We start from the raw sequence: 25,837 nt of genomic DNA on the forward strand, positions 1-25,837 counted from the left end.
AGATTTTTCGATCAGACGAAGGGGCCAATTGGCCCCTTCGTTGTTTTTATCAGAAGCTCAGACCCACGCCGACATAAGGGCCATCGGCCAACGTATTGTCGCGACGCCCGTCCTTACCCTGCATCTGAATATAGCGGTAACCCACATCTACGCTAAGCGGGCGGAAAACATTCCAGCGCAGGCCGCCGCTGGCCTCACTGTATGCTTTCACGCCACTGGTCAGCGACTCAGGTGCGAAATAGCCTTCGCCATGCAGGCTGAAGGAACGGCTGATAGCCCAGTCCAGACCGCCGCCCAGCGCCAAAGCGCCACCGCTCTTACCGTCCTTCGGACTCAGATACAGCGCCTTGCCGCCCACCGTTGCGGTCAACGGACCCAGCGGCAAGCCGAAGTTCAGCCCCAGGCTGCCAACGTTACCGTTATGATCGCTGCGGGCCCAGTTACCCGTTAACCCCAGGCCGGAGGTGCCGGTATCCTGGCCGAAGCCGAGATTGGTGTAATGCTTGCCGGCTTCACCCGACAGGCTGAGAGCGTTCGCCGCGCCGGTCATAAACAGCATGCTTGCCGCGCAGGCGACCAAAGTCTTTTTCATCGTCTATCCCTCTTGCTACTTCATCCATTAAGAATGATATGAATTAACCCGTAATAATACCGTCACGAGTCTATACCAAACCACAACCAGTCCTTAAGGGATAAAAGCGAAAAAATTCTTCTGTAATCAAAAGAATGTAAAGTTTTGCAAGTAAAAGCGTCCTCCCGGCCGGCAATAGCAACGATAACCCAGACCTATTTGCCGAGTCCGTTCAATAGGTCTACAACTAGTAGTGGCATTGATTAGTGTCAGGGTGAGAACGCCCTGGCGGATTATGATGAAAGCTTGAGTCGCCCGAGTCTTCACTCAATTGCAATACGATAAGGAGCAAGTGATGAGCAAGAAAGGACTGACCACCGCAGCCGGGGCCCCGGTTGTCGATAATAATAACGTGATCACCGCAGGTAAACGCGGCCCGATGCTGCTGCAGGACGTGTGGTTCCTGGAAAAGCTGGCTCACTTCGACCGTGAAGTGATCCCCGAGCGCCGCATGCACGCCAAAGGATCCGGCGCCTACGGCACTTTTACCGTCACCCACGATATTACCCAGTACACCCGCGCAAAAATCTTCTCTGAAATCGGCAAGCAAACTGACATGTTTATCCGCTTCTCCACCGTAGCCGGTGAGCGCGGGGCCGCCGACGCCGAACGCGACATTCGCGGTTTTGCGATGAAGTTCTATACCGAGGAAGGCAATTGGGACCTGGTGGGTAACGACACCCCGGTGTTCTACCTGCGCGACCCGCTGAAATTCCCCGATCTTAACCACGTGGTCAAACGCGATCCGCGTACCAATCTGCGCAACCCGACTTATAAATGGGATTTCTTCTCGCTGTCGCCGGAAAGCCTGCACCAGTTGACCATTGACTTCAGCGACCGCGGCATTCCGAGATCCTACCGCCATATGCACGGCTTCGGCAGCCACACCTTCAGCTTTATCAATGCCAACAACGAGCGCTTCTGGGTTAAGTTCCACTTCCGCTGCGAACAAGGCATTGAAAACCTGATGGATGACGAAGCCGAGGCGATCATTGCCAAAGACCGTGAAAGCTCACAGCGCGATTTGTATGAAGCCATCGAACGGGGTGATTACCCGCGCTGGAAACTGCAGATTCAGATCATGCCAGAACACGAAGCCTCGCAGACGCCTTACAACCCCTTCGATCTGACCAAGGTATGGCCGCACGGCGATTACCCGTTAATCGACGTTGGCTTCTTCGAGCTGCACCGCAACCCGGAAAACTACTTCGCGGAAGTGGAACAAGTGGCGTTGAACCCAGCCAACGTAGTGCCTGGGGTCAGCTTCTCACCGGATAAAATGCTGCAGGGTCGCCTGTTCTCTTACGGGGATGCCCACCGCTACCGTCTGGGCGTTAACCATCATCAAATCCCGGTTAACGGTGCAAAATGCCCGTTCCACAACTACCACCGCGACGGCGCAATGCGCGTGGACGGCAACAGCGGTAACGGTGCCACCTACGAGCCAAACAGCTTTGGCCTGTTCCAGGAGCAACCAGACTTTAGAGAGCCACCATTGAGCATTGAAGGAGCCGCCGACCACTGGAATCACCGTGAAGACGGGGATTACTTCAGCCAGCCGCGCGCGCTGTTCAACCTGTTGAGCGCGGAAGAACATCAGCGTATGTTCACCCGTATCGCCGGTGAGCTGTCGCAGGTGCCGGAACAGATCCAGCGCCGTCAGGTCGATTTGTTCACCCAAGTGCATCCGGATTACGGCGCTGGCGTAGCCAAAGCGCTGGGCCTGAAATAACCGTCGGCAGTCACCGAAGCCGTTGACAAAGTGCTCTGTTGTTTAATGGTAGGGGCGCTGCATGCTGCGCTCAATAGCATAATCAATGGGTTAAATCGGGTCGAACATGTTCGACCCCTACCGGTTTAGCCGTTTCGCAGGTTTGTCAGCAGTTCTGAGGCCGCCTTTGGGCGGCCTTTTTTATCGATGGGATAGCTGTTCAGCCACCCATTGCTGCAGTTGACGGCGGGAGATCTTGATCCCCCCGGTTTTCAACTCGGCGGGCATCGCCAACAAAGCAACCGGCCGTTGGAAATTCACCAGACGATCCTGCGACCACGCCAGCAGATCTTCCAGCAAAAGCGGTACCCCACTGTCGATCACTGCCACCGGTCGTTGGCCAAACTCGGCGTCATCCACCGGCACCACCACCACCTGCAAGATCTGCGAGTGAGCCGCCAGCACGCGTTCGATATCCTCCGGCTGAATGCCTTCCCCACCGCTGAAAAACAGGTTATCCAACCGGCCAATGATCCGCAGCTCACCCTGTTCCATGACGCCGCGATCGCGGGTATGAAACCAGCCTTGATCATCGACGAGCGGCAGCAACGCACCGCGTTGCCAATATCCCAACGCCAGACTCAGCGCACGGATCCACACTTCCTCATTCACCAGCTTAACTTCCCGACCAGCCAATGGCAGCCCAACGCCTGGCAGCCCGTCAGCGCGCTTGGCACACACCGTGGAAGCCAGTTCGGTCAGGCCGTAGCCGCACCAACAGCGAATGCCTGCCGCCTCCGCCTGCGCGGTCAGCTCTGGCGGGATCATCGCGCCCCCCAGCAGCACTTTCTTCAACGTCAGCGCCGCCAGCGGCTGCGCCAGCAAACGCCAAAGCTGTGTCGGCACCAGCGAGGCATGGGTACATCCTGCCAATGCGTCAGCCAGAGGATGCATATCACGCACCACCAGTCCGGCCCCCGCCGCCAGCCAGCGCCAGACAATGCCCTGGCCGGAAACGTGAAACAGCGGTAAAGACAGTAGCCAGCGGTCTTGAGGTTGGAAGTCCATCAGCCGCAGTACCCCTTCGGCGCTGGCCAGATGCGCGGCATAGCTGTGCGCAGCGGCCTTCGGTCTGCCGCTGGAGCCAGAGGTCAAGGTCAGCGTCGCCAGCCGTTGCGCATCCCAACGCGGTGGATTCAGCCAGCGAGACTCGGTAGAGGGAGGGGTTAAAGGGATGACCGTGGCCGGTAAGGTCGGTAACCGGTCCGGACTGAAAGCAAAATCAATATCCAGATCAGGCAGCAACGTCACCAACTGGGCCGCGGGCAGCGCCGGATTCAACGGCAGCAGCCGCGCACCGCACTGCAACAGCGCCAAATAAGCCAACAGCAGCGGGTAGCTGTTCTTGCCGCATAACGCCACGCCACAGCCGGGCTCGACGCCCTGATGCTGAAAATCTGCCGCCAGCCTATCCACCTGACGGCGCAACACCAGCCAACTCACCGGCTGGTGCCCCACCGTTACCGCCGTCGCCTGTGGCCGTCGCTGCGCCCACTGCCGCCACGGCCAGTCTTTTAGCTGCGCCATAAACACTCCAGCGCTGATGTATCCAATAGCCGCAGTTCGCTGTCCGGCCAGGGGCGTAGCAGCTGCGCCTGCATCAGATCCAGCGTGTCCAGTCCAGGTACGGTATTCGGCGTCAGCCAGTGCGCGATGCGTGCCAGTTGCGTCAACCCCAGGCTCGATTCGATGCTGGAGCTGATCACCGCCGTTAACCCCGCCGCATGGGCCTGCTCCACCAGGGTACGGCAACGAACCAGACTGCCGGTCAAAGTTGGTTTAATGACGATCGCCGCCACGCCCGGTTCGGCCTGCACCACAAAATCTGCCTCACGCACGCTTTCGTCCCAGGCGATAGCAATGCCGGTCGCCAGCGCGAAATCCCGCGATTCATCACGGGTTTTGCAAGGCTCTTCAAGGAAAGCAATGCGTTCACGCAGCGCCGGTGCCACGTATTTAGCGAACCCGTCCGCCTTGGCACGAGTCCAACTGCGGTTGGCGTCCAGCCGCAGACGCAAATCGGGCAGGGCTTCCAGCAAGACGTTGACTATCATGCCGTCGCGCACCGCTTCATACAGCCCAACCTTCACCTTGGCAACTTTCTCTCCCGGCAGCGCGGTCAATACCGCGAACAGCTCGTCAGGATCGCCGGTACACAGCGGCGCTTTGCGATAATCTGCCTGCAGCGGCAACCGCTGTTCCAATTCCGCCAACGCGCAGCTGGTGCCGAACGCTACTGAAGGCAACGGGCTGTCTGACGGCAAGGTCCCGCCTTGCCAGTCCTGTACCCAACGCAGCGCAGCCTGCTCGGCCTGCGCCAGCGTTTCCTGGCTGAACTCCGGCAGCGGCGCTATCTCACCCCAGCCTTCCTGCCCGCCCTGCTGCAGATGGATCAGCAAACCATCGCGGGTTTTCAGCCGCTGGTTGCGCAGCACCACGCCAGCCTCCATCGGCAGGCTGTAACGGTAAACGGCGGCGTTACGGATCGGAGCATTCATTACGGATTACGCTTGAATTTGCTGAAGTCCGGCTGGCGTTTTTCGTTGAACGCGTTGCGCCCTTCCTGACCTTCGTCAGTCATGTAGAACAGCATGGTGGCGTTACCCGCCAGCTCCTGCAGACCGGCCTGACCGTCGCAGTCAGCATTCAGGGCCGCTTTCAGGCAGCGCAGCGCCATCGGGCTGTTTTGCAGCATTTCACGACACCAGCGTACGGTTTCTTTTTCCAGGCTAGCCAAGGGCACCACGGTGTTGACCAGGCCCATGTCCAGCGCGGCGGCGGCATCATACTGACGGCACAGGAACCAGATCTCGCGCGCTTTCTTCTGGCCGACGATACGTGCCATGTAAGAAGCGCCCCAACCGCCGTCGAACGACCCCACTTTCGGCCCGGTCTGGCCGAAGATGGCGTTATCCGCCGCGATGGTCAGGTCGCACATCATATGCAATACGTGACCGCCGCCGATCGAATAGCCGGCAACCATCGCCACCACGGGTTTCGGGCAGGTGCGGATCTGGCGCTGGAAGTCGAGCACGTTCAGATGGTGCACGCCGCTTTCATCCTGATAACCGCCGTAGTCGCCGCGCACTTTCTGATCGCCACCGGAGCAGAAGGCTTTGTCGCCGGCGCCGGTGAGAATAATGGTGCCGATGCCGTCGTCGTAGCGGGCATTGGACAGCGCTTCGATCATCTCTTTCACCGTGTGCGGCCGGAAGGCATTACGCACCTGCGGACGGTTAATGGTGATTTTAGCGATGCCGTCGCTGGACTTGTGGTAGAGGATATCTTCGAAATCGCCTGAGCAATCCTGCCACTCGATGGCGGCGTACAGCTGTTCTTCATTCGGATAGAGCATGTTCTGTTCCTTTAACCAGGGTTAACGAGAAAAGTGCGCAGTTCGGCGACGAAATCCTGCGGGTTGGCCAGGTGCGAGTTATGCCCGGCCTGCGGCACGATGCGTAACGGCAACCCGGCGTCACGCGCCAACTGCTGAAATTTGTGATCGTCGGCACCGCACAACACCACCAGCGGTATCGCCAGCTGTTGCAATTGCGGCACCAGACAGGGCTGTTTGCCCAGCGAAGTGGCTTCCAGCATGTCCGCCACTGCCGCGCCGGAATTGTCCTTGCGGGCACCGATCAGCGCATCGCGGTGCACCGCGCTGAGATTGGCGAAGACCGGCTGCTGGTACCAATCCGCCAGCACCTGTTCAATGGGGTCGTGGCGGAAACGTTCCGCCCAGGCCGCATCGTGCGTCAGACGTTGAGCACGCAGGGCCGGATCGGCCAGTCCGGGATTTCCGCCTTCAATAATCACCCCTTGCAGGCCGGTAGTGTCGCCGCAGCAGGCGTGGTACATGGCTATGCGCCCACCCAATGAATAGCCCACCAGCCAATAGCGTTCGATACCGTGCATCTGCAAGGTGCTGCTGATTTGCGTGCTGATATCGTCAAAGCTGCTGCAGGTCACCGCAACGGAATCGCCGTGGCCCGGCAGGTCGATCGCCAGCGACGGCCACTCCGGGCAGCGGGAGGCGATCACCCGCCATTCATTGTTGTTGCCCAACAGGCCATGCAGCCAGATTAACCAGGGCCGATCGGCTTCGCCCTGTTGCAAGACTTTTGTCGCCAGCATTATTGCTCCGCCATCTGTTGCACCAGATGCTGCAACGTCTGTGCACCATCGCTCGGCGGCACCTGCAGCTCAATCAGCGTGGCACCGCTGTGGCGCCACCCCTGTTCCACCGCCTGCAGCAACTGTCCCCAGTTTTCCGGGCGGGCGTAAGCGAGTTGGAACATCGCTGCGGCATGGCTGAACTCCACGTCCTGCGGCATGCAGTAGAAACGCTGCCGGTCTTCTTCCGGCGTTGGCAGCAATGAAAAAATCTGGCCGCCATTATTATTGACCACGATCAGCACCGTTGGCGCAGAGCATTGACGCAGCAGCGCCAGCGCGTTCAGGTCATACAGGGCGGAAAGATCTCCCACCACCGCCAGCGTTGGTTTGGCGGTGGCCCGCTGCACGCCTGCGGCGGTAGAGATCAGGCCGTCGATGCCGCTGGCACCGCGATTGCTGAACACCGGATAACCCGCCGGCAAGCGGGTCAAGGCATCAATCAAGCGTACGATCAGGCTGTTGCCCAGAAACAGCTGGCCGTTTTCCGGTAGCAGCTCCGGCAGGCGGTGCGCCAACTGCGCCTCGCCAAAGCGGTTGACCAGGTGGCCCGAGACTGCGTCCAGCGCGTTATCCGCCAGCTGCGTCAGTTCACCCGCCCAAGGGGTGCGAGGCTGGGCCGGATGCAACTCAAGCCACTGCGCCACGCTGGAACGAATGCGCCGCCCCCGGTGGTGCGCCGGGTCGAGTCGCCCCGGTAAATCGTCGATCAACCAATATTCCTGCGGCTGGCACTGCTCCTGCCACTGCAGCAGGCGTTTACCGGTCAGGCTGCTGCCGAACTGCACCACCAGTTGCGCATCCGCCAGCCGTTTTTGCGCCTGCGGCTGAGCCAACCATAAATCGGCACAGGGCAGCGGTTGCCCGGTCTGAGACAAGACGTCGCCTATCAATGGCCAGCCGAGCATGGCGGCCCATTGCGCCACCTGCTCACCCTCCTCCGCACTCATGCGGCCTGCCACTACCACGCCCCGTTTTTGCCGCCAGAAGAACCAGTCTGGCTGTTTGAGCACCACGTGCGGATCCATTTCGCGCAGCCAGGGCTGGCTGCCTTGCCACCAGTCGCCAAGCGTCGCGGACCAATCGTCGTACTGCTGCTCATCGCCGCCGTACAGCGGTTCGGCAAAGGGGCAGTTAATATGCAGCGCGCCGTGATGCAAACGTGCCATGGCGCTGTCGAGGGTGGAAACCAGCCAACTGGCGGAAATATCCGGCGTCGGGCGCGGCAGATCGAGACTCAAAGATGGATGGCTGGCATACAGGCCGTTTTGGCGGATGGCCTGATTGGCACCGCAGTTGATCAGCTCAGGTGGACGATCGGCAGTGAGAAACACCAGCCGTTCGCCAGTCAGCCCGGCTTCGATCAAGGAAGGGTACAGGTTGGCGGCCGCGGTGCCGGAAGTGACGATGACCGCCACCGGCTCCCGTGACGCCTTCGCCAGGCCAAGCGCCAAATGGCCCAGCCCGCGCTCGTCAAAATGGGTATGGCAGATAAAAGACTTGTTGGCCGCCGCAGCCAGCGTCAAAGGCGTAGAGCGCGATCCCGGAGCGATACAAACATGCCGCACTCCATGGCGAGCCAGCGCTTCCAACAGCAACGCCGCCCACCGGCGATTAAAAACACTTGTCGACATAGTTCGCTCACAAGTCGGTTAACAGAATCTGCCTCTGGCACCCGCCGATCGGCGGCATGCCAAAATGATGTTCTGCATTATATGAGTAGTTATCTTTACGACTTTTGCGCCAGCGCAAAAACGCCGTACATCCCGGTGACTTTATGGTAGACAATCAATTGATTTAGAACAAAAAATAAACATAAAAATCACACGCAGTTTACACTCACCGCGCCGTTCTCTCAATAAATCCGTAACCCAAGCAGGGAAATTCAGGGCAAAGCGTCTGGCTGTAACAACGTCAGTAACCCGGCGGCCTTGTTTTCGATCTCCAGCCACTCTTCGGCGGCGTCGGAACCGCTCACGATACCGGCCCCGGCGTACAGCCGTAATCGGTCGCCGTCTAACTGCGCGCAGCGTAGCGATACGCAAAACTCGCTGCGGGACGCGGACAAATAGCCGGCAGAACCGGCGTACCAGCCGCGGGAGAAGGGTTCATGCTGCAGGATAAATTCGCGTGCTGCCTGACGCGGCAAGCCGGCGACCGCCGCCGTAGGCTGTAACCGATGCAAGCAATCGGCATCGTCCTCACGTTTCAGCCGGCCTTCAATACGGCGCCGCAGGTGCTGCACCTTACGCAAACGCACCACTTCCGGCGGCAACACATCCACGGCATTAGCTCCCCCTTGCAGGCGCTGGCAGATGTCGTCCACCACCAGCAGATTTTCACGCCGGTTCTTGCCATCCTGCAGCAGCCATTGCGCCAGGGCCTGAGCCTGTTGGTGTTCGGGGTGATTAGCCACGGTGCCCGCCAGAGCTTCCGTCAGCAGTTGACGCCCCTTGCGTAGATACAGCCTTTCCGGGCTGGAACCGAGAAAGGCGGAATCTGCATCAAATCGCAGCATATAGTGGTAACATCGGTGGTTCACTCTGCGGCTGGCTTCCATCATCGCCGGCGCAAACAGCGGGCCATCCAGCGTCAGTAGCGTACTGCGCGCCAACACCACCTTCTCCATCTGTTGCCGATCTATCGCCTTCAGCGCTTCGTGCAACATGGTTTCCCACCCGGCACGTTCCGGTTGATGCTGCACCTTTCTCACTTTCGCCTTTAATGGCGCCATAGGCCGTGCAGCCACGCTATTTTCCAGCCAGCACTCGGCGACGATCGCATCGTCGCGTAGCGAACTTTCAGAAAACAGATTCAGCATTAATTGTGTTTCACCCTCGCGGGTCAAAATTTCCAGGCGTGGCAAAAATAAATGCGCCGTGCCATCGAAGGCGTTCAGCCCCCACACACGCGCACCTTCATGCGCCTTGAGAAATGCCTGTGCTTGTTCCGGTTGGGTAAACAGGCGCAGAGCACCGCAGGCCGCGGCCTCTTCATGTCCGTCGCGATGATGCCAGTAAAACTGAGGGAATGTCGGCTGTGCCGCTAACCATGCCAGCAAGGGGGTGGTCAACGGCGCGGGAACGGGAAGTGCAAGCTGGCGGAAGCCGCCCGCCACGGGAAAATGTTGTTCAAACTGCCGGCGTAATCGCCGCAGCAATGCCGAAAGTTGTTCCACGGCCACCTCAATAACCAAACTTAATGTAGGGAATTATACGGTAAATCAAGGATCAACGGCGGAAAAATAGCGTCATAACGCCAACGGCAGGGCCCGCAAATTGTTTATTAAAATTAAACAATCAGCTCAAAAAGCGGCCAAGAATGCATTGTACGACTATACTGAGAAAGCATGTTCCTGCCTGCTGTGAACCCACGCCAGATCTTACTGGCGCTAAAAACAGGATGTTCACGCTCTCCCAGCGGTTTCACCGGCTGTCCTTTGGGTCAGATGTAAGGAGCTTTTGTGTGAAAGAAATACTAATCAATTGGTTAAAAAAACAACGTAAAAATTCGAAAATTAAATCATTGCCGCTGCGGCGTCAAAAAGACGCTCCTGACAACAGCGGCGGTGCCATTAAGGCAGAACTGTTTTCTGTCGATCAAATGGAGCGTTACGGGCAACGCCTGGCGCGTTCCCATAAGCTGGCAACGCGCAAAACGCCCTACTACCTGCTGAAGCGTCTGGACGACAACGAACGCATTTTGGCGGAAAGCTGCCACCAGCTCAGCAACGGCAAGAAAGCCAGCATGACTCCCGCCGGCGAATGGCTGCTGGACAATTACTATCTGATTGAAGAACAAATCCGCGTTGTGCGCCACCACTTGCCGAAAACCTTCGGTCGCGGTCTGCCGCAGCTGGCGCCGCCACATAACTGTCCGCGGATCTATGACGTGGCTGCCGAAGCCATCGCGCACGGTGACGGCCACTGGGACGCCGAAAGCCTCACGCGGTATATCGCCGCCTATCAAAAAGAAGTCAATCTGACGCTCGGCGAACTCTGGGCGCTGCCCGGCATGCTGCGCCTGGCGTTGATCGAAAACCTGCGCCGCGTCAGCGTGGAAGTCGCGCAGGCCCAGCAGGAACGCAATCTGGCCGACAGCTGGGTGACGAAAATGCTGGAGTCGGCGGAAAACGATCCCGCCAACCTGATCGTGGTGATCGCCGATATGGCGCGATCCAATCCCCCACGCACCAGCGCCTTTGTTGCCGAGCTGGTGCGCCGTCTGCAGGGGCACGGTACCATGCTGGCGCTACCACTCACCTGGGTAGAGCAGCGTCTGGCGGAAGTCAGCCTGACCTCAGATGAATTGATCCACCGCTTTAACCAGCAACTGGCCGTCAGCCAGCTGTCGGTCAGCAACAGCATCTCCGGCCTGCGCCAGCTAAGCGAAATGGATTGGGCAGAATTTGTCGAAACCATGAGCCAGGTCGAACAGACCCTGCGTGAAGATCCCGCCGGTGTTTACCCTTTGATGCACTTCACGACCCGCGACAACTACCGCCACGTGATCGAAATGCTGGCGCGCCACTGTCCACGTAATGAAGTGCAGGTCGCTCAACACGTGCTTAATATGGCGCGCGTAGCGGCTGAAGACCCGTCGAGCGATCCACGCCGCAACCACATCGGTTACTACCTGGTTGACGATGGTCGCCCCGAACTTGAGCAGCAATTGGAAGTGCGGCTCGGTAAAATTACCCGGCTGCGCCATGCATTGAATCAGGCACCGTTGCTTTCCTGGCTCGGCAGCCTAAGCCTGATCACCACCGCATTTTGCGCGGAACTGCTGCGTCACGCATACAGCACCGGCATCAGTTGGGGACTGGTGTTGCTGTTCTTCCCCATGGCTATCGTGGTCAGCCAGTTCGTGCTCAATTTACTCAGCGAGGTCACTACCCGCAGTCGCACGCCGCAACCCTTGCCGCGGTTGGATTTCTCCTGCGGTATTCCCGCTGAATTCCGCACCCTGGTAGCGATCCCGACGTTAATCGACAGCAAAAGCGACGTCGATAAACTGATCAATGCGCTTGAGGTTTGTTATCTGGGCAACGCGATGAAACATTTGCACTTTGCCCTGCTCACCGACTTCAACGATGCGCCCCAACAACGGCATGCGGACGACGCAGCCCTGCTGGATTACGCCTGCCGACAGATGGAAGCATTGAACGGACGCTATCCCTGCGAAGGGCCCAGCCACTTTTTCCTGTTTCACCGCGACCGCGAATGGAATGAAAAACAGGGAGTATGGATGGGGTTGGAACGAAAACGCGGCAAACTGAACGCGCTGAACGACTGGCTGCGCAACCGAGGTAACGCCTTCTGCACGCAGATTGGCGATGGGCTGGAGGTGCTGAAAAACGTCAAGTATGTCATTACGCTCGACAGCGATACCGTCCTGCCGCGCGAAAGCGCCCATCAGCTGATCGCCGCGATGGCGCACCCGCTCAATCAACCTCAATACGATGCGCGCCAGCAACGGGTGGTTGAAGGTTATGCCATCCTGCAACCACGCATGGCCGAAGAAATCCCCAGCTACGGCCAGGGCCGTTATGCCGCCCTGTGCAGCAGCACGCCGGGTAATGACCCCTATACGCTGATGGCCTCGGACATCTATCAGGATCTGTTTGGCGAAGGCTCGTTTATCGGCAAAGGCATTTACGACGTGGACGTGTTCTCCCACAGCCTGAAAGGCACCTGCCCGGCGAACCTGGTACTGAGCCACGATCTGCTGGAGGGCTGTTACGCCCGCTCCGGCCTGCTGAGCGACGTGCTGCTGTACGAGCAATATCCCAGCAATTATCTGGTGGACGTCGCGCGCCGCACGCGCTGGATCCGCGGCGACTGGCAATTGCTCAACTGGCTTCTGCCACGGGTGAAAACCGAGGACGGTACCCGCACCGCCAATCCGCTGAGCACCCTGTCGCGCTGGAAGTTGTTCGATAACCTGCGCCGCAGCCTGACCTCACCCAGCCTGTTGCTGTTACTGTTTTGCGGTTTTGTCTGGCTGCCAAACACCCGTTACTGGCTCGGGGTGTTCGCCCTTATCCTGCTGCTACCGACCCTGTTGGCGTTGGTGCAGGACATCCTGCGTAAACCGCCGCGCAGGCCCGTCTTGCAACATCTGCTGTTGGCGTTAAACGGTTCGCTGCATCGCCTGGCACAAATCGGACTGCGGCTGGCGACTTTGCCGCATGAAGCGCTGTACAGCCTGAAAGCGATTGCCGTGACCCTGTGGCGGCTGTTGATTAGCAAGCGAAATCTGCAAGAGTGGACCAGCTACGATCAATCCAAGGCTCGCCAGCAGGTCACGCTGGAAAACTTCTATCGCGCGATGTGGATCAACCCGGTCGCCGGTGCCGCGCTGCTGTTGTTCAGTTTTCTGCATAATCCAATGGCGCTGATTATCACATTGCCGTTCGCCACTCTGTGGATCCTGTCGCCGTTCCTGCTGTACTACCTCAGCCAGGAGCCACAGCGCAGCAAAACCGCCATCAACGATGAACAACGGCGCTTTCTGCGCCACACCAGCCGCCAAACCTGGGACTTCTTCAATACCTTCGTCAACCAGCAGGAAAACTGGCTGCCGCCGGATAACTACCAGGAAATACCGGAGCCGGTGGTGGCGCACCGTACCTCACCGACCAATATCGGGCTGTCGTTATTGGCCAACCTCACCGCCTATGACTTCGGCTATCTGACGCTCAGCGACGCGCTGCGGCGCATCGAACTGACGCTCAACACTCTGGATCGGCTGGAACACTATCGTGGCCATTTGTACAACTGGTACGACACCCGCACCCTGGAGCCGCTGAACCCGCGTTATATCTCCAGCGTCGACAGCGGTAACCTGGCCGGTCACCTGCTGACACTCAGCGCCGGCTTGCCGGCACTGGCCCACCAGCCGGCCATAGATCCGCTGCGGGTGCTGACCGGTCTTGGTGACAGCCTGCAACTGCTGGAACAGCACTGGGGCGACGCCGCACCGAAAAACCTGTCGAAGCTGCGCAACCATTGGGAGCAGGCCCACCACAGCCATCCGGCAGCCCTGCTGGCGGAACTGAATGCCATGCGCAACTACAGCAACGGGCTGCAGGAACCGGCGCTAAATCATGATGAGGAAACCAAACGCTGGGCCGGAGCCTTGCACCAGCAGCTTAACGAACTGTGTGCCGAATGGGCGCAGTGGTTCGGCTGGCTGAGTGACGGCATGCCCGAACTGGAGCAGGTGCCCAGCCTGCACTGGCTGGCTAACCCGCCTGGCCAGTTGACGCTGTCACCGGAACAGCAAAATCAGCTGAGCGCGGCGGGTGCGCTGGCGCAGGAACGTCTTACGCAGTTGCAAAGCCTGCAGCAGCGGTTGGAAAAAATGGCGCAAATGGATTTCAACTTCCTGTATGACGAATCAACCCATTTGCTGACCGTTGGCTTTAACTGCGATCAAAACAAGATGGACAGCAGTAAATACGACCTGCTGGCCTCCGAGATTCGTTTAACCAACTACGTCGCCATCGCCACCAATCAGGTGCCGCAGCGCAGCTGGTTTGCACTTGGCCGCCTGTTCACCGTGATCGACCACGAACCCGCGCTGATGTCGTGGAGTGGGTCGATGTTTGAGTACCTGATGCCACAGTTGGTGATGCCTGCCTACCCTGATTCACTGCTGGTGCAGATGTGCCATGCGGCGGTGGAGCGGCAGATTGCCTGGGGTAAGGAACGCGGCGTTCCCTGGGGCATTTCCGAATCCGGCTATTTCGGTTTCGACGCCGACCAAAACTATCAGTATCACGCCTTTGGCGTTCCGGGTCTGGGCCTGAGACGCGGGCTGGGTGACGATATGGTGGTGGCGCCTTATGCCACGGTGATGGCGCTGATTGTCGATCCGGACGCCGCCTGCAATAACCTGGTTACGTTGGAGAAAAATGGGGCCAAAGGCCGCTACGGTTTCTACGAAGCGCTGGATTACACCACCGCTCGCCTAAGCCGGGGGCAACTGTATGTCATCATCCGTTCCTATATGGCGCACCACCAGGGCATGAGCTTCCTTGCCCTGTCGCATCTGTTGCTGGATGCGCCTATGGTAGCGCGCTTCGCTGAGTATCCGGCGTTCCAGTCAGCGCGGCTGTTGCTGCAGGAACGGGTGCCGGATGCGGTCGAGCTGTACAGCACCCGTCGCCATTTCGAAACCCACGAGGGGACTATCACCCCGGCCAGCTTCGCCGCACGCGAGTTCAACCGTGTGGACTCCCCGATCCCCGAAGTGCAGTTGCTGTCCAACGCCAACTATCACCTGATGCTCACCCAGGCCGGCGGCAGCTACAGCCGCTGGCAGAATCTGGCCTTGACCCGCTGGCGCGAAGACGCCACCTGCGATAATTGGGGCGCTTTCTGTTACCTGCGCGACCCGCAAACCGGTGAGGTCTGGAGTAATACCTGGCAGCCGATCGGTGGTGCCGCCAAGGGGTACAGCGCCGTGTTCAACGACGCCGGGGCCGAGTTCCAGCGTCAGCAGGGGTCGCTGTCGGTGAAAACGCAGGTGGTGGTATCGCCGGAAGATGATATTGAGCTGCGCCGCGTGACGTTGGTCAACCGCAGCAAGCAACCGCGCACCATCGAAATCACCAGCTATGCAGAAGTGGTGCTGGCACCGGCCGGCAATGATCTGGCCCACCCGGCGTTCAGCAACCTGTTCGTACAAACCGAACTGTTGCCGGATCAAGACGCCATTTTGTGCCACCGCCGCCCGCGCGAACCGAAAGAAAAATGCCCGTGGTTACTGCACATGATGACGGTGCAAGGCCGCACCAGCCAGACGTCGTTCGAAACCGATCGCGCCAAATTTATCGGCCGCGGCCGCACCCCGGCCAATCCGCAGGCGCTGTATCAAAATACCCCGCTAAGCAACAGCGCCGGACCGGTCATTGATCCGATCATCGCTATCCGTCAGCGCGTGGTGCTGGAACCAAATGTACCGCTCACACTGGATATCTTCTATGGCGTCAGTGAAGACCGCGCCAGCAGCCTGGCGATGCTGGAAAAATACCGCGATCGCCATTTGGCAGACCGGGTGTTTGAACTGGCCTGGTCGCACAGCCAGGTGGTACTGCGTCAACTGAACGCCAATGAGGATGACGCCAACCTGTTCAATCGTCTGGCCAGCGCGGTGGTCTTCCCGGCGCAGGAAATGCGCGCCGCCAGCAGCGAAATCATTAACAACCGCCGTGGTCAGTCTGGTCTGTGGGGATATTCAATCTCCGGTGATCTGCCGATTGTGCTGTTGACCGTGACCGACGGCGAAAACATCGAGCTGGTTCGGCAACTGATCCAGGCGCACAACTACTGGCGTCTGAAAGGGTTGCAGGTGGATCTGGTGATCCTCAATGAAGATATCGGCGGCTACCGTCAGGATCTGCAAAACCAGATCATGGGCCTGATCGCCGCCGGCATGGAATCGACCCAAACCGATAAGCCGGGCGGCATCTTCGTACGCACCAGCGAACATATGTCACCGGAAGATCATCGTCTGCTGCTCAGCGTCGCGCGTATTTACCTCGACGATCGACGCGGCGGTTTAACCGAGCAGCTCAACCAGCGCCTGCAGTTGCCACAGATCCTGCAGCAACCGCTGTCGCCGGTGACCGCCTCGTCGAAACTGGCGACGGTGGATAATTTGCCGCGCAACCTGCATTCGCCGCAGTTGCCCGACATTGCCGCGCTGCAGTTCTATAACGGCCTCGGCGGCTTCTCGGAGAATGGCCGCGAATATGTGATTGCGATGAACGAAAGCAAGATCACCCCGGCGCCCTGGTCGAACGTGATGGCCAACCCGATGTTCGGCTCGGTGGTTTCGGAAAGCGGCCAGGCCTACACCTGGTACGAAAACGCCCACGAATACCGTCTCACGCCTTGGGACAACGATCCCATCTGTGACCGCAGCGGCGAAGCTTTCTACCTGCGCGACGAAGAGAGCGGCCATTTCTGGTCGCCAACCCCGCTGCCTGCCCGGGGCCGAGGCCATTACCTGACCCGTCACGGTTTCGGCTACAGCGTTTTCGATCACCGCGAAAGCGGCATCGACAGCCAGTTCACCCTGCTGGTGGCCAAAGATGCCCCGGTAAAACTGTTCCTGCTGACGCTGACCAACACCTCAGGACGCACCCGCAAGCTCTCGGCTACCGGTTATGTGGAGTTTATCCTCGGCGATCTGCGGCAAAAGTCGGCCATGCATATCGTCACCCAGGCGGCTTCGTCTGAAAACGGCTGCGGTATCCTGGCGACCAACCACTATGGGGGCAACGGATCGGATCGCACCGCGTTCTTCGGCGTCTCGGGGGCGCATTGTTCGCTCACTGGCGATCGGCGTGAATTTATCGGTCGTAATGGTTCGCTGACCAATCCGGCGGTGCTAAAACTGCGGCGCCTGTCTGACAAAGTCGGCGCCGGTATGGATCCGTGCGGCGCGGTGCAGTCGGCCATCAGCCTGATCGACGGCGATCAACGCAGCTTTGTGTTCGCCCTCGGGTTGGGGCAAAACGCCGAAGAAGCCGAAGCGCTGCTGCACAAATACCTCCAGGAGGACAACCTGCAGGATGAGTTGCAACAGGTGGCTGCGCACTGGGACGGTATTCTCAACAAAGTGCAGATAGGGACGCCGCAACCGGCCGTCGATTTGCTGGCCAATGGCTGGCTGCTGTACCAGACCCTTGCCTGCCGTATTCAGGCGCGCAGCGGTTACTACCAATCCGGCGGTGCCTTTGGCTTCCGCGATCAACTGCAGGATACTTTGGCACTGACTCACGCCGCCCCGGAACGGCTGCGGGAACAGATCCTGCTGTGCGCTTCGCGCCAGTTCGTCGAAGGCGACGTGCAACACTGGTGGCATCCGCCGCAGGGCAACGGCGTGCGCACCCGCTGTTCGGATGACTATTTGTGGTTGCCGCTGGCCATTTGCCACTATCTGGACGCCACCGACGATCAGAGCATCCTGGATGAACAGGTGGGCTATCTGGAGGCGCGCAAACTGGCACCCGGCGAGGAGTCTTCCTATGAACAACCGGCGCAGAGCGTAACGCAAGAAACCTTGTATCAGCATGGCGTCCGGGCGTTAAAACACGGATTGAACTTCGGCGAACACGGTCTGCCGCTGATGGGAGCCGGTGACTGGAACGACGGCATGAATATGGTGGGCCTGGAGGGGCGTGGCGAGAGCGTCTGGCTTGGCTTCTTCCTGTTCCATATCCTGCAGCGTTACGGCAAGTTGGCAACCATGCGTCATGACGACGAACTGGCGACGCTGTGCCGCCAACAGGCCGATACGCTGCGCAATAATCTGCGTGACCATGCCTGGGACGGCGAATGGTACCGTCGGGGCTATTTCGACAGCGGGGAACCGCTGGGCTCTCATCAGTCGGCGGAGTGCCGTATTGACGCCATTGCCCAAAGTTGGTCAGTGCTGTCCGGTGCCGGTGATGAGCCGCGCAGCCTGCAAGCCATGCAGTCGCTGGATAAACACCTGGTCGACAACCAGGCCGGCCTGATCAAACTGCTGACGCCGCCTTTTGACGGCAACGGCCCGAATCCGGGCTATATCCGCGGCTATCTGCCCGGCGTGCGGGAAAACGGCGGACAATATACCCATGGCGCGGTGTGGGCGGTGATGGCCTTCGCCGAAATGGGCAATATCGAGCGCGCCTGGGAACTGATGGCGCTGATCAATCCGATCAACCACAGCCTGGACAGTACCGCGGCGGAACGCTACAAGGTCGAGCCGTATGTGGTTACCGCCGATATTTACGCGGTGGCGCCACACGTCGGTCGCGGCGGCTGGAGCTGGTATACCGGCTCTGCCGGTTGGATGTATCGGCTGATCCTCGAATCACTGCTGGGTCTGAAACGCCATGGCGATCGGCTGAGCGTCAACACCCGCCTGCCGGCGGACTGGCCACAGGTGACGCTTAACTACCGGGAGGGTAGCAGCGAATATCGGTTGGTTGTTCGTCAGGGGCAAGGCGCGGCGCAGGTCAGCGTCGACGGTGAAAAACAGTCGGAAGCCGTGATAACACTGGTAGACGATGGCAAAATCCATCAGGTGGAAGTGACATTGGGGCAGTAAATATCGGGGCGCGGCGGGTGCCGCGCCCAACGTCTACAGGCCGTTATTTACGCGCCAGCAACAAGCCCAGTACCAGGCCAACCGTTGCGCCAATCCCTACGCTGCACCAGGGGTTTTCACGCACGTATCCGTCGGTTCGGCAAACGGCGTCCTTGGCGCGCGCATAGTAGGACTCGGTGGTGTCAGCCAACCGCGACTTGACCTCACTCAATGCCTCTTCGGCATGAGCTTTGATATCGATATAGGCCTGATCGGCCCGATCGCCGGAGTACTTCAACACTTCTTCCAGCGTGTCGCTCAGCATTCTCAGATCGTCATCGAGCGTGGTTTGATCCGCATCCGTATTTCTCGCCATGGTAAGTTCTCCGTGTTTAAAAAATGAAACGGCCCTTAACTATAGACAAGGATCGCCGATCCCCGCCATCAGACTGATGGCTAAAATCAGAACACCAGTTGGACTTTGGCGGCCCGGCTCTTGTCGCCGGCAAACGTCAGCGCCTCAGCCAGTTGACGATTGTCAAACTCGGCGGACAGCAGCGGCAGCGGATTGACTGTTCCCTCGGCCAGCCACGTCACCGCCAGGGCGAACTCTTCAACAAACCGGAAGGATCCCAGCAGATTCAGCTCTTTGGCGATCAACAGCATCAGCGGGAAATCCGGGAAGCTGCTTCCCATACCGACTTGCACCACCGTCCCCTTGGCGCGGGTGACCTCCAGACAACGCTGCAACGACAGTGGATGGCCGGAGACTTCAAAAGCGATATCGAAGTACCCTTTTTCCTGCTGATAGCTGCTGAAATCGTCATTGCCGGCGTGCAGACAGCGGGATGCCCCCATCTCTCCGGCGATATCCAGGCAACGCGGGCTGAGATCGGCGCAGACAATTTCGTCGGCGCCCAACGCCTTCAGCGCCGCCACCAGCAGGCAGCCTATCGGGCCGACGCCGGACACAAATACCTTTTTCCCTTTCACTTCACCGGGCTGCCTGGCGGCATGTATCGCCACCGCCAGCGGCTCGGCAAAAACCATCACCTTCTCGTCGCAGTTGGCGTCGAACGCAATGCATTGCGCGCTATCAACCACCTTGTACTGGGTAAAAGCGCCGTCAACATGTGGGAAGTACATCGCGCTGCCGAAAAAGCGCATTTGAGTACATTGGTTTTGTTGATCCGCCAGGCAATACTTACACTGCCCGCAAGGCTTGCTGGGGTTTAACGCCACTTTCTGGCCCACGGGCAGACGAGCCGTGTCGCTGGCGACCACTTCGCCGATCACCTCATGGCCCAGCACCATCGGCTGACGCACCTGAAAACTGCCGACTTTACCCTCCTGATAATAATGCAGGTCTGATCCGCAGATGCCACCACGGGTGATTTTCACCAGCGTGCCGTGGCCCTGGTACTCAACCTCCTGCTCCACTACCGCCACGTCATATTTGCCGTTGACCACGCAGGATTGGGTTTGAATTTTCATCATCATATTCTCATAAGCAGGCGGCTATACCGCGGCCGACATTCCGCCATCGACAAACAGCAGGTGACCATTGACAAAATCAGAGGCTTTGGACGACAGGAACACCGCCGCGCCAATCAACTCCTGCGGATCGCCCCAACGGGCAGCCGGGGTACGCTTGGTCAGCCAGGCGGTAAACTCTTGGTTGTCCGCCAGTGCCTGAGTCATTTCGGTTTTGAAGTAGCCCGGGGCAATACCATTGACCTGAATGTTGTAGCGCGCCAGCTCTACGCACATGCCGCGCGTGAGCATTTTCACCGCCCCTTTGGAAGCGGAATAGGGGGTGATGGTGTCGCGGCCCAGTTCGCTCTGCATCGAGCCGATATTGATGATTTTACCGCTTTGACGCTGCACCATATGGCGGGCTACGGCTTGTGACACCATAAATACCGCCTTCTGGTTGACGGCAATAATGTCGTCCCAGTCTTTTTCCGGGAATTCGGTAAACGGGTGGCGACGCTGTATGCCCGCGTTGTTAATCAACACATCGATCCCACCGCTTTGCGCCTCAATTTTCTCAATAGCGGCATGAATGGCCTGAGAGTTAGTGACATCAAAGGCCGCTGCATCGGCGCGGAAGCCCTCACGGCGCAGTGCTTCAACGGCTCGCTGGGCGTTTTCTTCGGTGGTCGCATTGACCAATATGTGAGCGCCGTACTCCGCCAGCCCACGCGCCAGCAGAAAACCAATGCCCCGAGAAGCGCCGGTAATCAGTACTTTTTTATTATCCAGTGAAAATAAGTTGTTCATAACGTCCCCGGCAGTGTCATTCAGATAAGACAGGTGCCTATCTCAGCGGATCGCCGCCGGCAAAAACGTGATGACGATCACTTAAAACAGTGTTACTAAAACCTGTTACCTTTAACGTGAAGCCACGCAATCTCGCGGGAAATAAACTCAACACATTTCATTGAAAAATAAGATTTTTATACTTTATGTCGTCGATTGTTATCACTAAATCGATTTGTTAACATGGCGTTATTCGCGATTTCGCCGCCCCACCCTGTTAAGGCCTCAGAATGAAGAACCAACGCGTCACGCTGCAAGATATTGCGCTGCTCGCCGGCGTGACCAAAATGACCGTCAGCCGCTATCTGCGAACGCCGGAAAAGGTGGCGGCCGAAACCGCCGAGAAAATTGCCCAGGTGATGAAGGAAGTTAACTTTACCGACGGCGATGAAGCACGCTCAACGCAAAAGCCGCGCATTGGCGTTTTGATCCCCTCGTTCAATAACCAAATTTTCGCCGATCTGCTGGCCGGAATCGAATCCATCACTCTGGAACAGGGCTACCAAACGCTGGTAGTGAACTATGACTACAGTCGGCAGCGCGAAGAAGAGCATATCGTCCAACTGCTGGCTTACCCGATTGCCGGGCTGATCCTGACGGATTCGGAGCATACTCTGCGGGCGGAAAAGTACCTGACGGCCGCCAAAATCCCGGTGGCGCAGGTGATGGATCTGGAAGGTCCGGAAGGAAGGATCGCCGTGGGGTTCGATAACTTCCAGGCGGGTTACGACATGACCGAAGCGCTGCTCGCCAGCGGTAAACGTCAGGTGGTTTATTTTGGCGCCATGTCCGATGCGCGCGACACCAAACGTTTTCAGGGCTACTGCCGGGCGATGGAAAAACAGGGCCTGACACCGCGCCAAATCACACCGCACCGTGTTTCGTCGGTGACGGTCGGCTCCGACATGCTGGCCATGGCACGGCAGCTTTACCCGGATTTGGACGGTATCTTATGCACCAATGACGATCTGGCCGTTGGGGTCTTACAGGAGTGTCTGCGGCTGGGGCTGCGGGTTCCGCAGGATATCGCTTTGTCGGGATTTCACGGCCTGGATATCGGCAAAGCCACCACGCCGGGCATCGCCAGCGTTATTACACCCAGGTTTGATATCGGCAAGGTGGCCACAGAGATCTTGTTGAAACGCATTAAAGGGGTGCCGTGCATTGAGCGCGTTGATCTGCACTACCGCATCTCACTCGGCGGCACCATTTAACTCAGCGGTTAACATGTTCGGTAACAGCGGCCGCCGGTTTCGGTTTTTCGCTGCGCGCCGCCAGCCACAGGCCGCTGTTTTTCATCGCGTAGCCAAACACTAATCCCACCAACAGGGAAAGGGTCACCAGAGACCAATTGCCGCCGCCGGCGAAGGTGGCGCAAGCGCCGATAAAGGTGCCGGGCACAAAACCCAGCCACTGCTGCTTTGCCTGAATGCACATCAGAAAAGCCACCGCGCCGGTCAGCAGATAACCGAGCAGGCTCCAGCCGGGCGCCAGCTCACTGCCGTGAATGATCGCCATCGCCCAAAATACCCCGCTGCAGCAGGTCAGCGTGCTGATCAACAACCCTTTCAGCCCCCCCTGCGGGCAAGCAAAATAGGCCGTACAGCCCAGGAAACCGGCCCAACTGATCAGCCCCAGGCTAACAGCCACCCATCCCCACACGCCGGAGAGGATCCCGGTAGTCACAGCAATGGCAAAAAGAACGTTCATAAACTGACCCGCAGCAAAGAAAGCGCGCAGTTTACGCGAAAATCGGCAAATTCAAGTGATGTAAATCACAAAAATTTTGTAATGAGAAATACTGAAATTGCAGAATTGAGGAATTTGTCACAAAAAAAAACCAGCGTGACTAGCACGCTGGAAATGACACACAACAACACCAGGGAAATCGTTCGCCACCTTGCGTGGCTAAAATCGTTGTTCAGCTACCCTGCGAATTTCACGTTGCCGACGGACAACCTGAAACTCGGCGGGTATCAGCGCGGGAAGCCCGCGCGGGTCACCATGAAGCTCAAAGATAAGCAAACCACGGCACTGACCAGAAATAACAGATTGACCGCCAGATGCAGGCTGGCATGGTCGATAACCGCCCCCAGCAGGATCGGAACCCAGTTGGCGATATAGGCGATTACGTAAAACAGTGAAATCAGTCTCGCATGGCTGGCCTTCGGTGAAATCAGGTTCACCAAGGTGGCACTGCCGACAAAAATCGCCCCGTAGGCGTAACCGGCAATCACCATACCGGCACTGGCCAGAGCCAGCGAGTGGATCTGAATCGCCTCGGCGAACACCACCACTGACAGCGCCTGCGCCAGACAGCCAAACATCAGCGAATGGCGCGCATTAACGCGACGGCTCAGGATCTGGCTAATACCGGCAATCACCAGATAAACCGCAATCACATAGCCGTAAACGCCCCGGCTGTGCATGCCCAGCAGCTTTTCCGATACGCTTGGCCCAATCGCCAGAATACTGGCAGCCACTGCCCAGCAGATGAACAACGCGCCGGCACACAGGAAGAACTTGCCTCCGGTAGCGCGCAGGCCATCCGCCAACGAACTTTTTTCTGCCGCGGCTTCTGCTGCCGGTGCCCCACTGAGGGGTACAACAACGGCTTCAACCGGCCATTTCAGCATCACGCCCAGTGCGGCAACTGCCGCCACCGCCATGATGATAATGAACGGCAGCGAAGTCGTGTGGAACCCGGTTTGCAGCGCCACGCCGCTGAAAATCGGCCCCAAAGCCAGACCGGTGGTGAATGACAGCGTGGCAATCAGCGCCGCATTTTTACCGCCGTCCTTCGGCCCAAAACGCACCAGCGCAATGTTAGCCGCACCGGTCAAAGCCCCGGTGCCGATCCCGGCCAGCAGACGCGCCATAAACATCATCAAAAACGAATCGGCCATCGAAAACAGCAAGGCCCCGGCCAACACCACCAGCAGCGCCGGTACAATCATGCTGCGCAGATCTTTGACCTTGCCGGCCATGTTGCCTACGCCGAACAGCGAAATCAGCACGCCGGCGGCATAGGCGCCATAAATGACGGTCAGGCTAACCGAGCTTAGCGCCAACTCATGTTGATAAAGCGGGTAAAGCGGTGTCGGCGCACTGCTGTTCAGCAATGCGGACATTAATGCCAGGGCTAAAAACAGCAGGATGGCAAAATGCGACTCACCCGACTTCGCTTTAGCGGCTTCATCAACAGCCACACCTTCAGACATTTTTCTCTCCCGAAACAATCTGGATAAACACCTAACCCTGAAAACCAAACTCCTCAGGAAACGCGTTTATCATACCTTTCGGGTATAACGGTCAAAATAGCCAAGAATGCATCATAGTGATTCATTAATGCATTTGCGCTGACGCCCGCCAGCGCTTAATGCCGTGCTCTTTACACCGCCGCTGCCTTCGAGGTTTTTGCCGGAGCGCGTTTCACTATCGCCAACGCACCGGAGAAAATAATCAGCGCCATGCCGCCCGCAGCAATGTAGGACAGCTTCTCGCCAAACAACAGATAGCCGAGCAGCGTGGAGAAAATGATGGTGCTATAGGAAAGAATACTGACAATCACCGCATTGCCGCTGCCGTAGGCGCGGGTCATGGTGATTTGCCCCAGGCTGCCGAACACACCGATGGCGCAAACGCACAGCATCATGGCGCTGTCCAACGCGGTAAACCCCACCACAGTGGTCATCATGCCGCCCACCAGGGTGCCCACCAACGAGAAGTAAAACACCACTCGCAGTTCGGGTTCGCCACTGCGCACCAGCTTACCGACGTTAAAATAGGCCAGCGCGGTCAGCAGGCCGGAAAGCAGGCCAATCAGGGTCGCGGCATACTCGCCGTTCGGCGTATCGGGGCGCAGCAGCACCAGAATGCCGATAAAACCCAGCAGTACCGAGAACAGCAGCTTGCCGGTCAGTTGACCTTTGCTAGTGACAAAGGCAATCGCCGACTGAAAGATAGGATTGGTGTAGCCCAACGTGGTGGCCGTGGCGATCGGCAGATGGATTAGTGAGTAGAAACCGCAGTACATCGCCGCATTGCCAATGGCGGCGCGTTTCATGTGCAACCCCAAATGCTGGGTGCGGAAACCGAGATTTTTCACATGGATCAGCGCGGCAACGATCAGGACGTTAATCACAGAGCGGTAAAAAATGATGTCGAAAAAACCGACCTTGGCCGAAGCCAGTTTGATGCTGGCCCCCATCAACGCAAAGAACCCGCTGGCGACGACCATCCACAAAGCAACCATGATTTCCTCGGTATATCACCCCAACGGGCGACAAAATAAAACGGGGCGAATTGATTCGCCCCCTACGGCTAATGCAGTCAACAGCGCCGCAGCTTGAAAAACGGCGGGGATATTATTCGGCAGCTTTCACCGTCAGCGGTTTATTATCAGCGCAGGCGAAGAATACCAGCATCTCCGCGCCTTTATCACCAGAAACCCCTTGGTGAACGATATCTACCGTGTCGGTAAAGGAGTCGCCCTGCTTAAAGGTGTGTTTCACGCCGGTTTTCTTGACCGTCAGCGAAACGCTGCCCCCAGTCATATACACCGCGCTGATGCACGGGTGAGTATGCCAGGCGAGCACCTTGTTCGGTTCCACCGTGACCTTCAACATGGTGATCTGCGGAGCGCCTGCCGGATAATGCTGGTACGGCGTCCCCTCCCATGAGGTTTCGGTTTTCAGCAAGGTTTCTTTGTTTATGCCTTCGCCGTGATCCTCTGCGGCCTGTGCAGCGCCTTGAAATGCCATCATTAATGCCAGAAGTGTCAGTTTATACATTGTTATCGCTCCATGACTACGGTGAACAAAATAGAATGGCGTGATACAAAGGACAATGAA

The 25,837-nt window shown here is 58.2% G+C and carries 17 protein-coding genes; 3 read left to right on the forward strand and 14 right to left on the reverse strand.

What is annotated here, in order from left to right; translation table 11 throughout:
• Positions 1-49: 49 nt before the first annotated feature.
• Entirely contained in the window at positions 50-592 is a 543-nt protein-coding gene (locus EBA31_RS17890; protein WP_044552602.1) for a YfaZ family outer membrane protein, read from the reverse strand.
• Between the two features lie 334 nt (positions 593-926).
• On the opposite strand from EBA31_RS17890, the gene katA reads away from it, so the two are divergent.
• Complete coding sequence (gene katA, locus EBA31_RS17895; RefSeq protein WP_122079897.1) at positions 927-2,363, forward strand: catalase KatA; 1,437 nt, start codon at positions 927-929, stop codon at positions 2,361-2,363.
• A gap of 180 nt (positions 2,364-2,543) precedes the next feature.
• Here the strand turns inward: katA and menE are convergent, their stop codons facing one another.
• The 6 genes from menE to menF all read right to left on the reverse strand — a co-directional run bounded on the left by menE (position 2,544) and on the right by menF (position 9,753).
• Complete coding sequence (gene menE / locus EBA31_RS17900; RefSeq protein ID WP_122079898.1) at positions 2,544-3,929, reverse strand: o-succinylbenzoate--CoA ligase; 1,386 nt, start codon at positions 3,927-3,929, stop codon at positions 2,544-2,546.
• Entirely contained in the window at positions 3,917-4,888 is a 972-nt protein-coding gene (menC, locus tag EBA31_RS17905; RefSeq protein ID WP_122080654.1) for an o-succinylbenzoate synthase, read from the reverse strand. Before menC ends, menE begins: the two co-directional genes overlap by 13 nt.
• Positions 4,889-4,899: 11 nt before the next feature.
• The gene (gene menB / locus EBA31_RS17910) at positions 4,900-5,757 is read right to left on the reverse strand and encodes a 1,4-dihydroxy-2-naphthoyl-CoA synthase (protein ID WP_020827822.1); all 858 of its coding nucleotides are present in this window, start codon (positions 5,755-5,757) and stop codon (positions 4,900-4,902) included.
• 11 nt (positions 5,758-5,768) lie between these two features.
• Positions 5,769-6,536 carry a 2-succinyl-6-hydroxy-2,4-cyclohexadiene-1-carboxylate synthase gene (gene menH / locus EBA31_RS17915; RefSeq protein WP_122079899.1) on the reverse strand — a complete coding sequence of 256 codons (768 nt, stop codon included), beginning with the start codon at positions 6,534-6,536 and terminating at the stop codon, positions 5,769-5,771.
• A complete protein-coding gene (gene menD / locus EBA31_RS17920) occupies positions 6,536-8,209 on the reverse strand; it encodes a 2-succinyl-5-enolpyruvyl-6-hydroxy-3-cyclohexene-1-carboxylic-acid synthase (RefSeq protein ID WP_122079900.1) in 1,674 nt (557 codons plus the stop codon). Before menD ends, menH begins: the two co-directional genes overlap by 1 nt.
• A gap of 251 nt (positions 8,210-8,460) precedes the next feature.
• The gene (gene menF, locus EBA31_RS17925; protein WP_122079901.1) at positions 8,461-9,753 is read right to left on the reverse strand and encodes an isochorismate synthase MenF; all 1,293 of its coding nucleotides are present in this window, start codon (positions 9,751-9,753) and stop codon (positions 8,461-8,463) included.
• 287 nt (positions 9,754-10,040) lie between these two features.
• Between menF and EBA31_RS17930 the strand changes: the two genes are divergently transcribed.
• On the forward strand, positions 10,041-18,683 hold the full coding sequence (locus tag EBA31_RS17930; RefSeq protein ID WP_122079902.1) for a GH36-type glycosyl hydrolase domain-containing protein: 8,643 nt from the start codon (positions 10,041-10,043) through the stop codon (positions 18,681-18,683).
• A 43-nt stretch (positions 18,684-18,726) separates the two neighbouring features.
• On the opposite strand, the gene elaB is transcribed toward EBA31_RS17930, so the two are convergent.
• The 3 genes from elaB to idnO form a co-directional block, all read right to left on the reverse strand.
• Positions 18,727-19,038, reverse strand: a complete 312-nt coding sequence (gene elaB, locus EBA31_RS17935; protein WP_020827827.1) for a stress response protein ElaB — start codon at positions 19,036-19,038, stop codon at positions 18,727-18,729.
• An 86-nt stretch (positions 19,039-19,124) separates the two neighbouring features.
• Entirely contained in the window at positions 19,125-20,156 is a 1,032-nt protein-coding gene (gene idnD, locus EBA31_RS17940; protein ID WP_048763018.1) for an L-idonate 5-dehydrogenase, read from the reverse strand.
• Positions 20,157-20,180: 24 nt separating this feature from the next.
• On the reverse strand, positions 20,181-20,945 hold the full coding sequence (gene idnO, locus EBA31_RS17945) for a gluconate 5-dehydrogenase (protein WP_122079903.1): 765 nt from the start codon (positions 20,943-20,945) through the stop codon (positions 20,181-20,183).
• A 269-nt stretch (positions 20,946-21,214) separates the two neighbouring features.
• Between idnO and EBA31_RS17950 the strand changes: the two genes are divergently transcribed.
• Entirely contained in the window at positions 21,215-22,198 is a 984-nt protein-coding gene (locus EBA31_RS17950) for a LacI family DNA-binding transcriptional regulator (RefSeq protein WP_020827830.1), read from the forward strand.
• 1 nt (position 22,199) lies between these two features.
• Here the strand turns inward: EBA31_RS17950 and EBA31_RS17955 are convergent, their stop codons facing one another.
• From EBA31_RS17955 to EBA31_RS17970, 4 genes are all read right to left on the reverse strand, one after another.
• On the reverse strand, positions 22,200-22,694 hold the full coding sequence (locus tag EBA31_RS17955) for a DUF1097 domain-containing protein (RefSeq protein WP_020827831.1): 495 nt from the start codon (positions 22,692-22,694) through the stop codon (positions 22,200-22,202).
• 266 nt (positions 22,695-22,960) lie between these two features.
• Positions 22,961-24,205: an MFS transporter gene (locus tag EBA31_RS17960; RefSeq protein WP_020827832.1), complete on the reverse strand. Its 1,245-nt coding sequence runs from the start codon at positions 24,203-24,205 to the stop codon at positions 22,961-22,963.
• Between the two features lie 170 nt (positions 24,206-24,375).
• A complete protein-coding gene (locus EBA31_RS17965) occupies positions 24,376-25,239 on the reverse strand; it encodes a DMT family transporter (protein WP_046373056.1) in 864 nt (287 codons plus the stop codon).
• Positions 25,240-25,351: 112 nt separating this feature from the next.
• Positions 25,352-25,777, reverse strand: a complete 426-nt coding sequence (locus tag EBA31_RS17970) for a cupin domain-containing protein (RefSeq protein WP_046373055.1) — start codon at positions 25,775-25,777, stop codon at positions 25,352-25,354.
• Positions 25,778-25,837 lie beyond the last annotated feature (60 nt).

It is taken from the genome of Serratia sp. P2ACOL2 (assembly GCF_003691565.1).
GTDB lineage: Bacteria > Pseudomonadota > Gammaproteobacteria > Enterobacterales > Enterobacteriaceae > Serratia > Serratia liquefaciens.

Bases quoted from the DNA above. Each gene is read 5' to 3' on its own strand.
- EBA31_RS17950 (WP_020827830.1), top strand. From the start codon at position 21,215: ATGAAGAACCAACGCGTCACGCTGCAAGATATTGCGCTGCTCGCCGGC.
- elaB (WP_020827827.1), bottom strand. From the start codon at position 19,038: ATGGCGAGAAATACGGATGCGGATCAAACCACGCTCGATGACGATCTG.
- EBA31_RS17965 (WP_046373056.1), bottom strand. From the start codon at position 25,239: ATGGTTGCTTTGTGGATGGTCGTCGCCAGCGGGTTCTTTGCGTTGATG.
- EBA31_RS17960 (WP_020827832.1), bottom strand. From the start codon at position 24,205: ATGTCTGAAGGTGTGGCTGTTGATGAAGCCGCTAAAGCGAAGTCGGGT.
- menE (WP_122079898.1), bottom strand. From the start codon at position 3,929: ATGGCGCAGCTAAAAGACTGGCCGTGGCGGCAGTGGGCGCAGCGACGG.
- menH (WP_122079899.1), bottom strand. From the start codon at position 6,536: ATGCTGGCGACAAAAGTCTTGCAACAGGGCGAAGCCGATCGGCCCTGG.
- menB (WP_020827822.1), bottom strand. From the start codon at position 5,757: ATGCTCTATCCGAATGAAGAACAGCTGTACGCCGCCATCGAGTGGCAG.
- katA (WP_122079897.1), top strand. From the start codon at position 927: ATGAGCAAGAAAGGACTGACCACCGCAGCCGGGGCCCCGGTTGTCGAT.
- EBA31_RS17890 (WP_044552602.1), bottom strand. From the start codon at position 592: ATGAAAAAGACTTTGGTCGCCTGCGCGGCAAGCATGCTGTTTATGACC.
- idnD (WP_048763018.1), bottom strand. From the start codon at position 20,156: ATGAAAATTCAAACCCAATCCTGCGTGGTCAACGGCAAATATGACGTG.
- menD (WP_122079900.1), bottom strand. From the start codon at position 8,209: ATGTCGACAAGTGTTTTTAATCGCCGGTGGGCGGCGTTGCTGTTGGAA.
- EBA31_RS17970 (WP_046373055.1), bottom strand. From the start codon at position 25,777: ATGTATAAACTGACACTTCTGGCATTAATGATGGCATTTCAAGGCGCT.
- EBA31_RS17955 (WP_020827831.1), bottom strand. From the start codon at position 22,694: ATGAACGTTCTTTTTGCCATTGCTGTGACTACCGGGATCCTCTCCGGC.
- idnO (WP_122079903.1), bottom strand. From the start codon at position 20,945: ATGAACAACTTATTTTCACTGGATAATAAAAAAGTACTGATTACCGGC.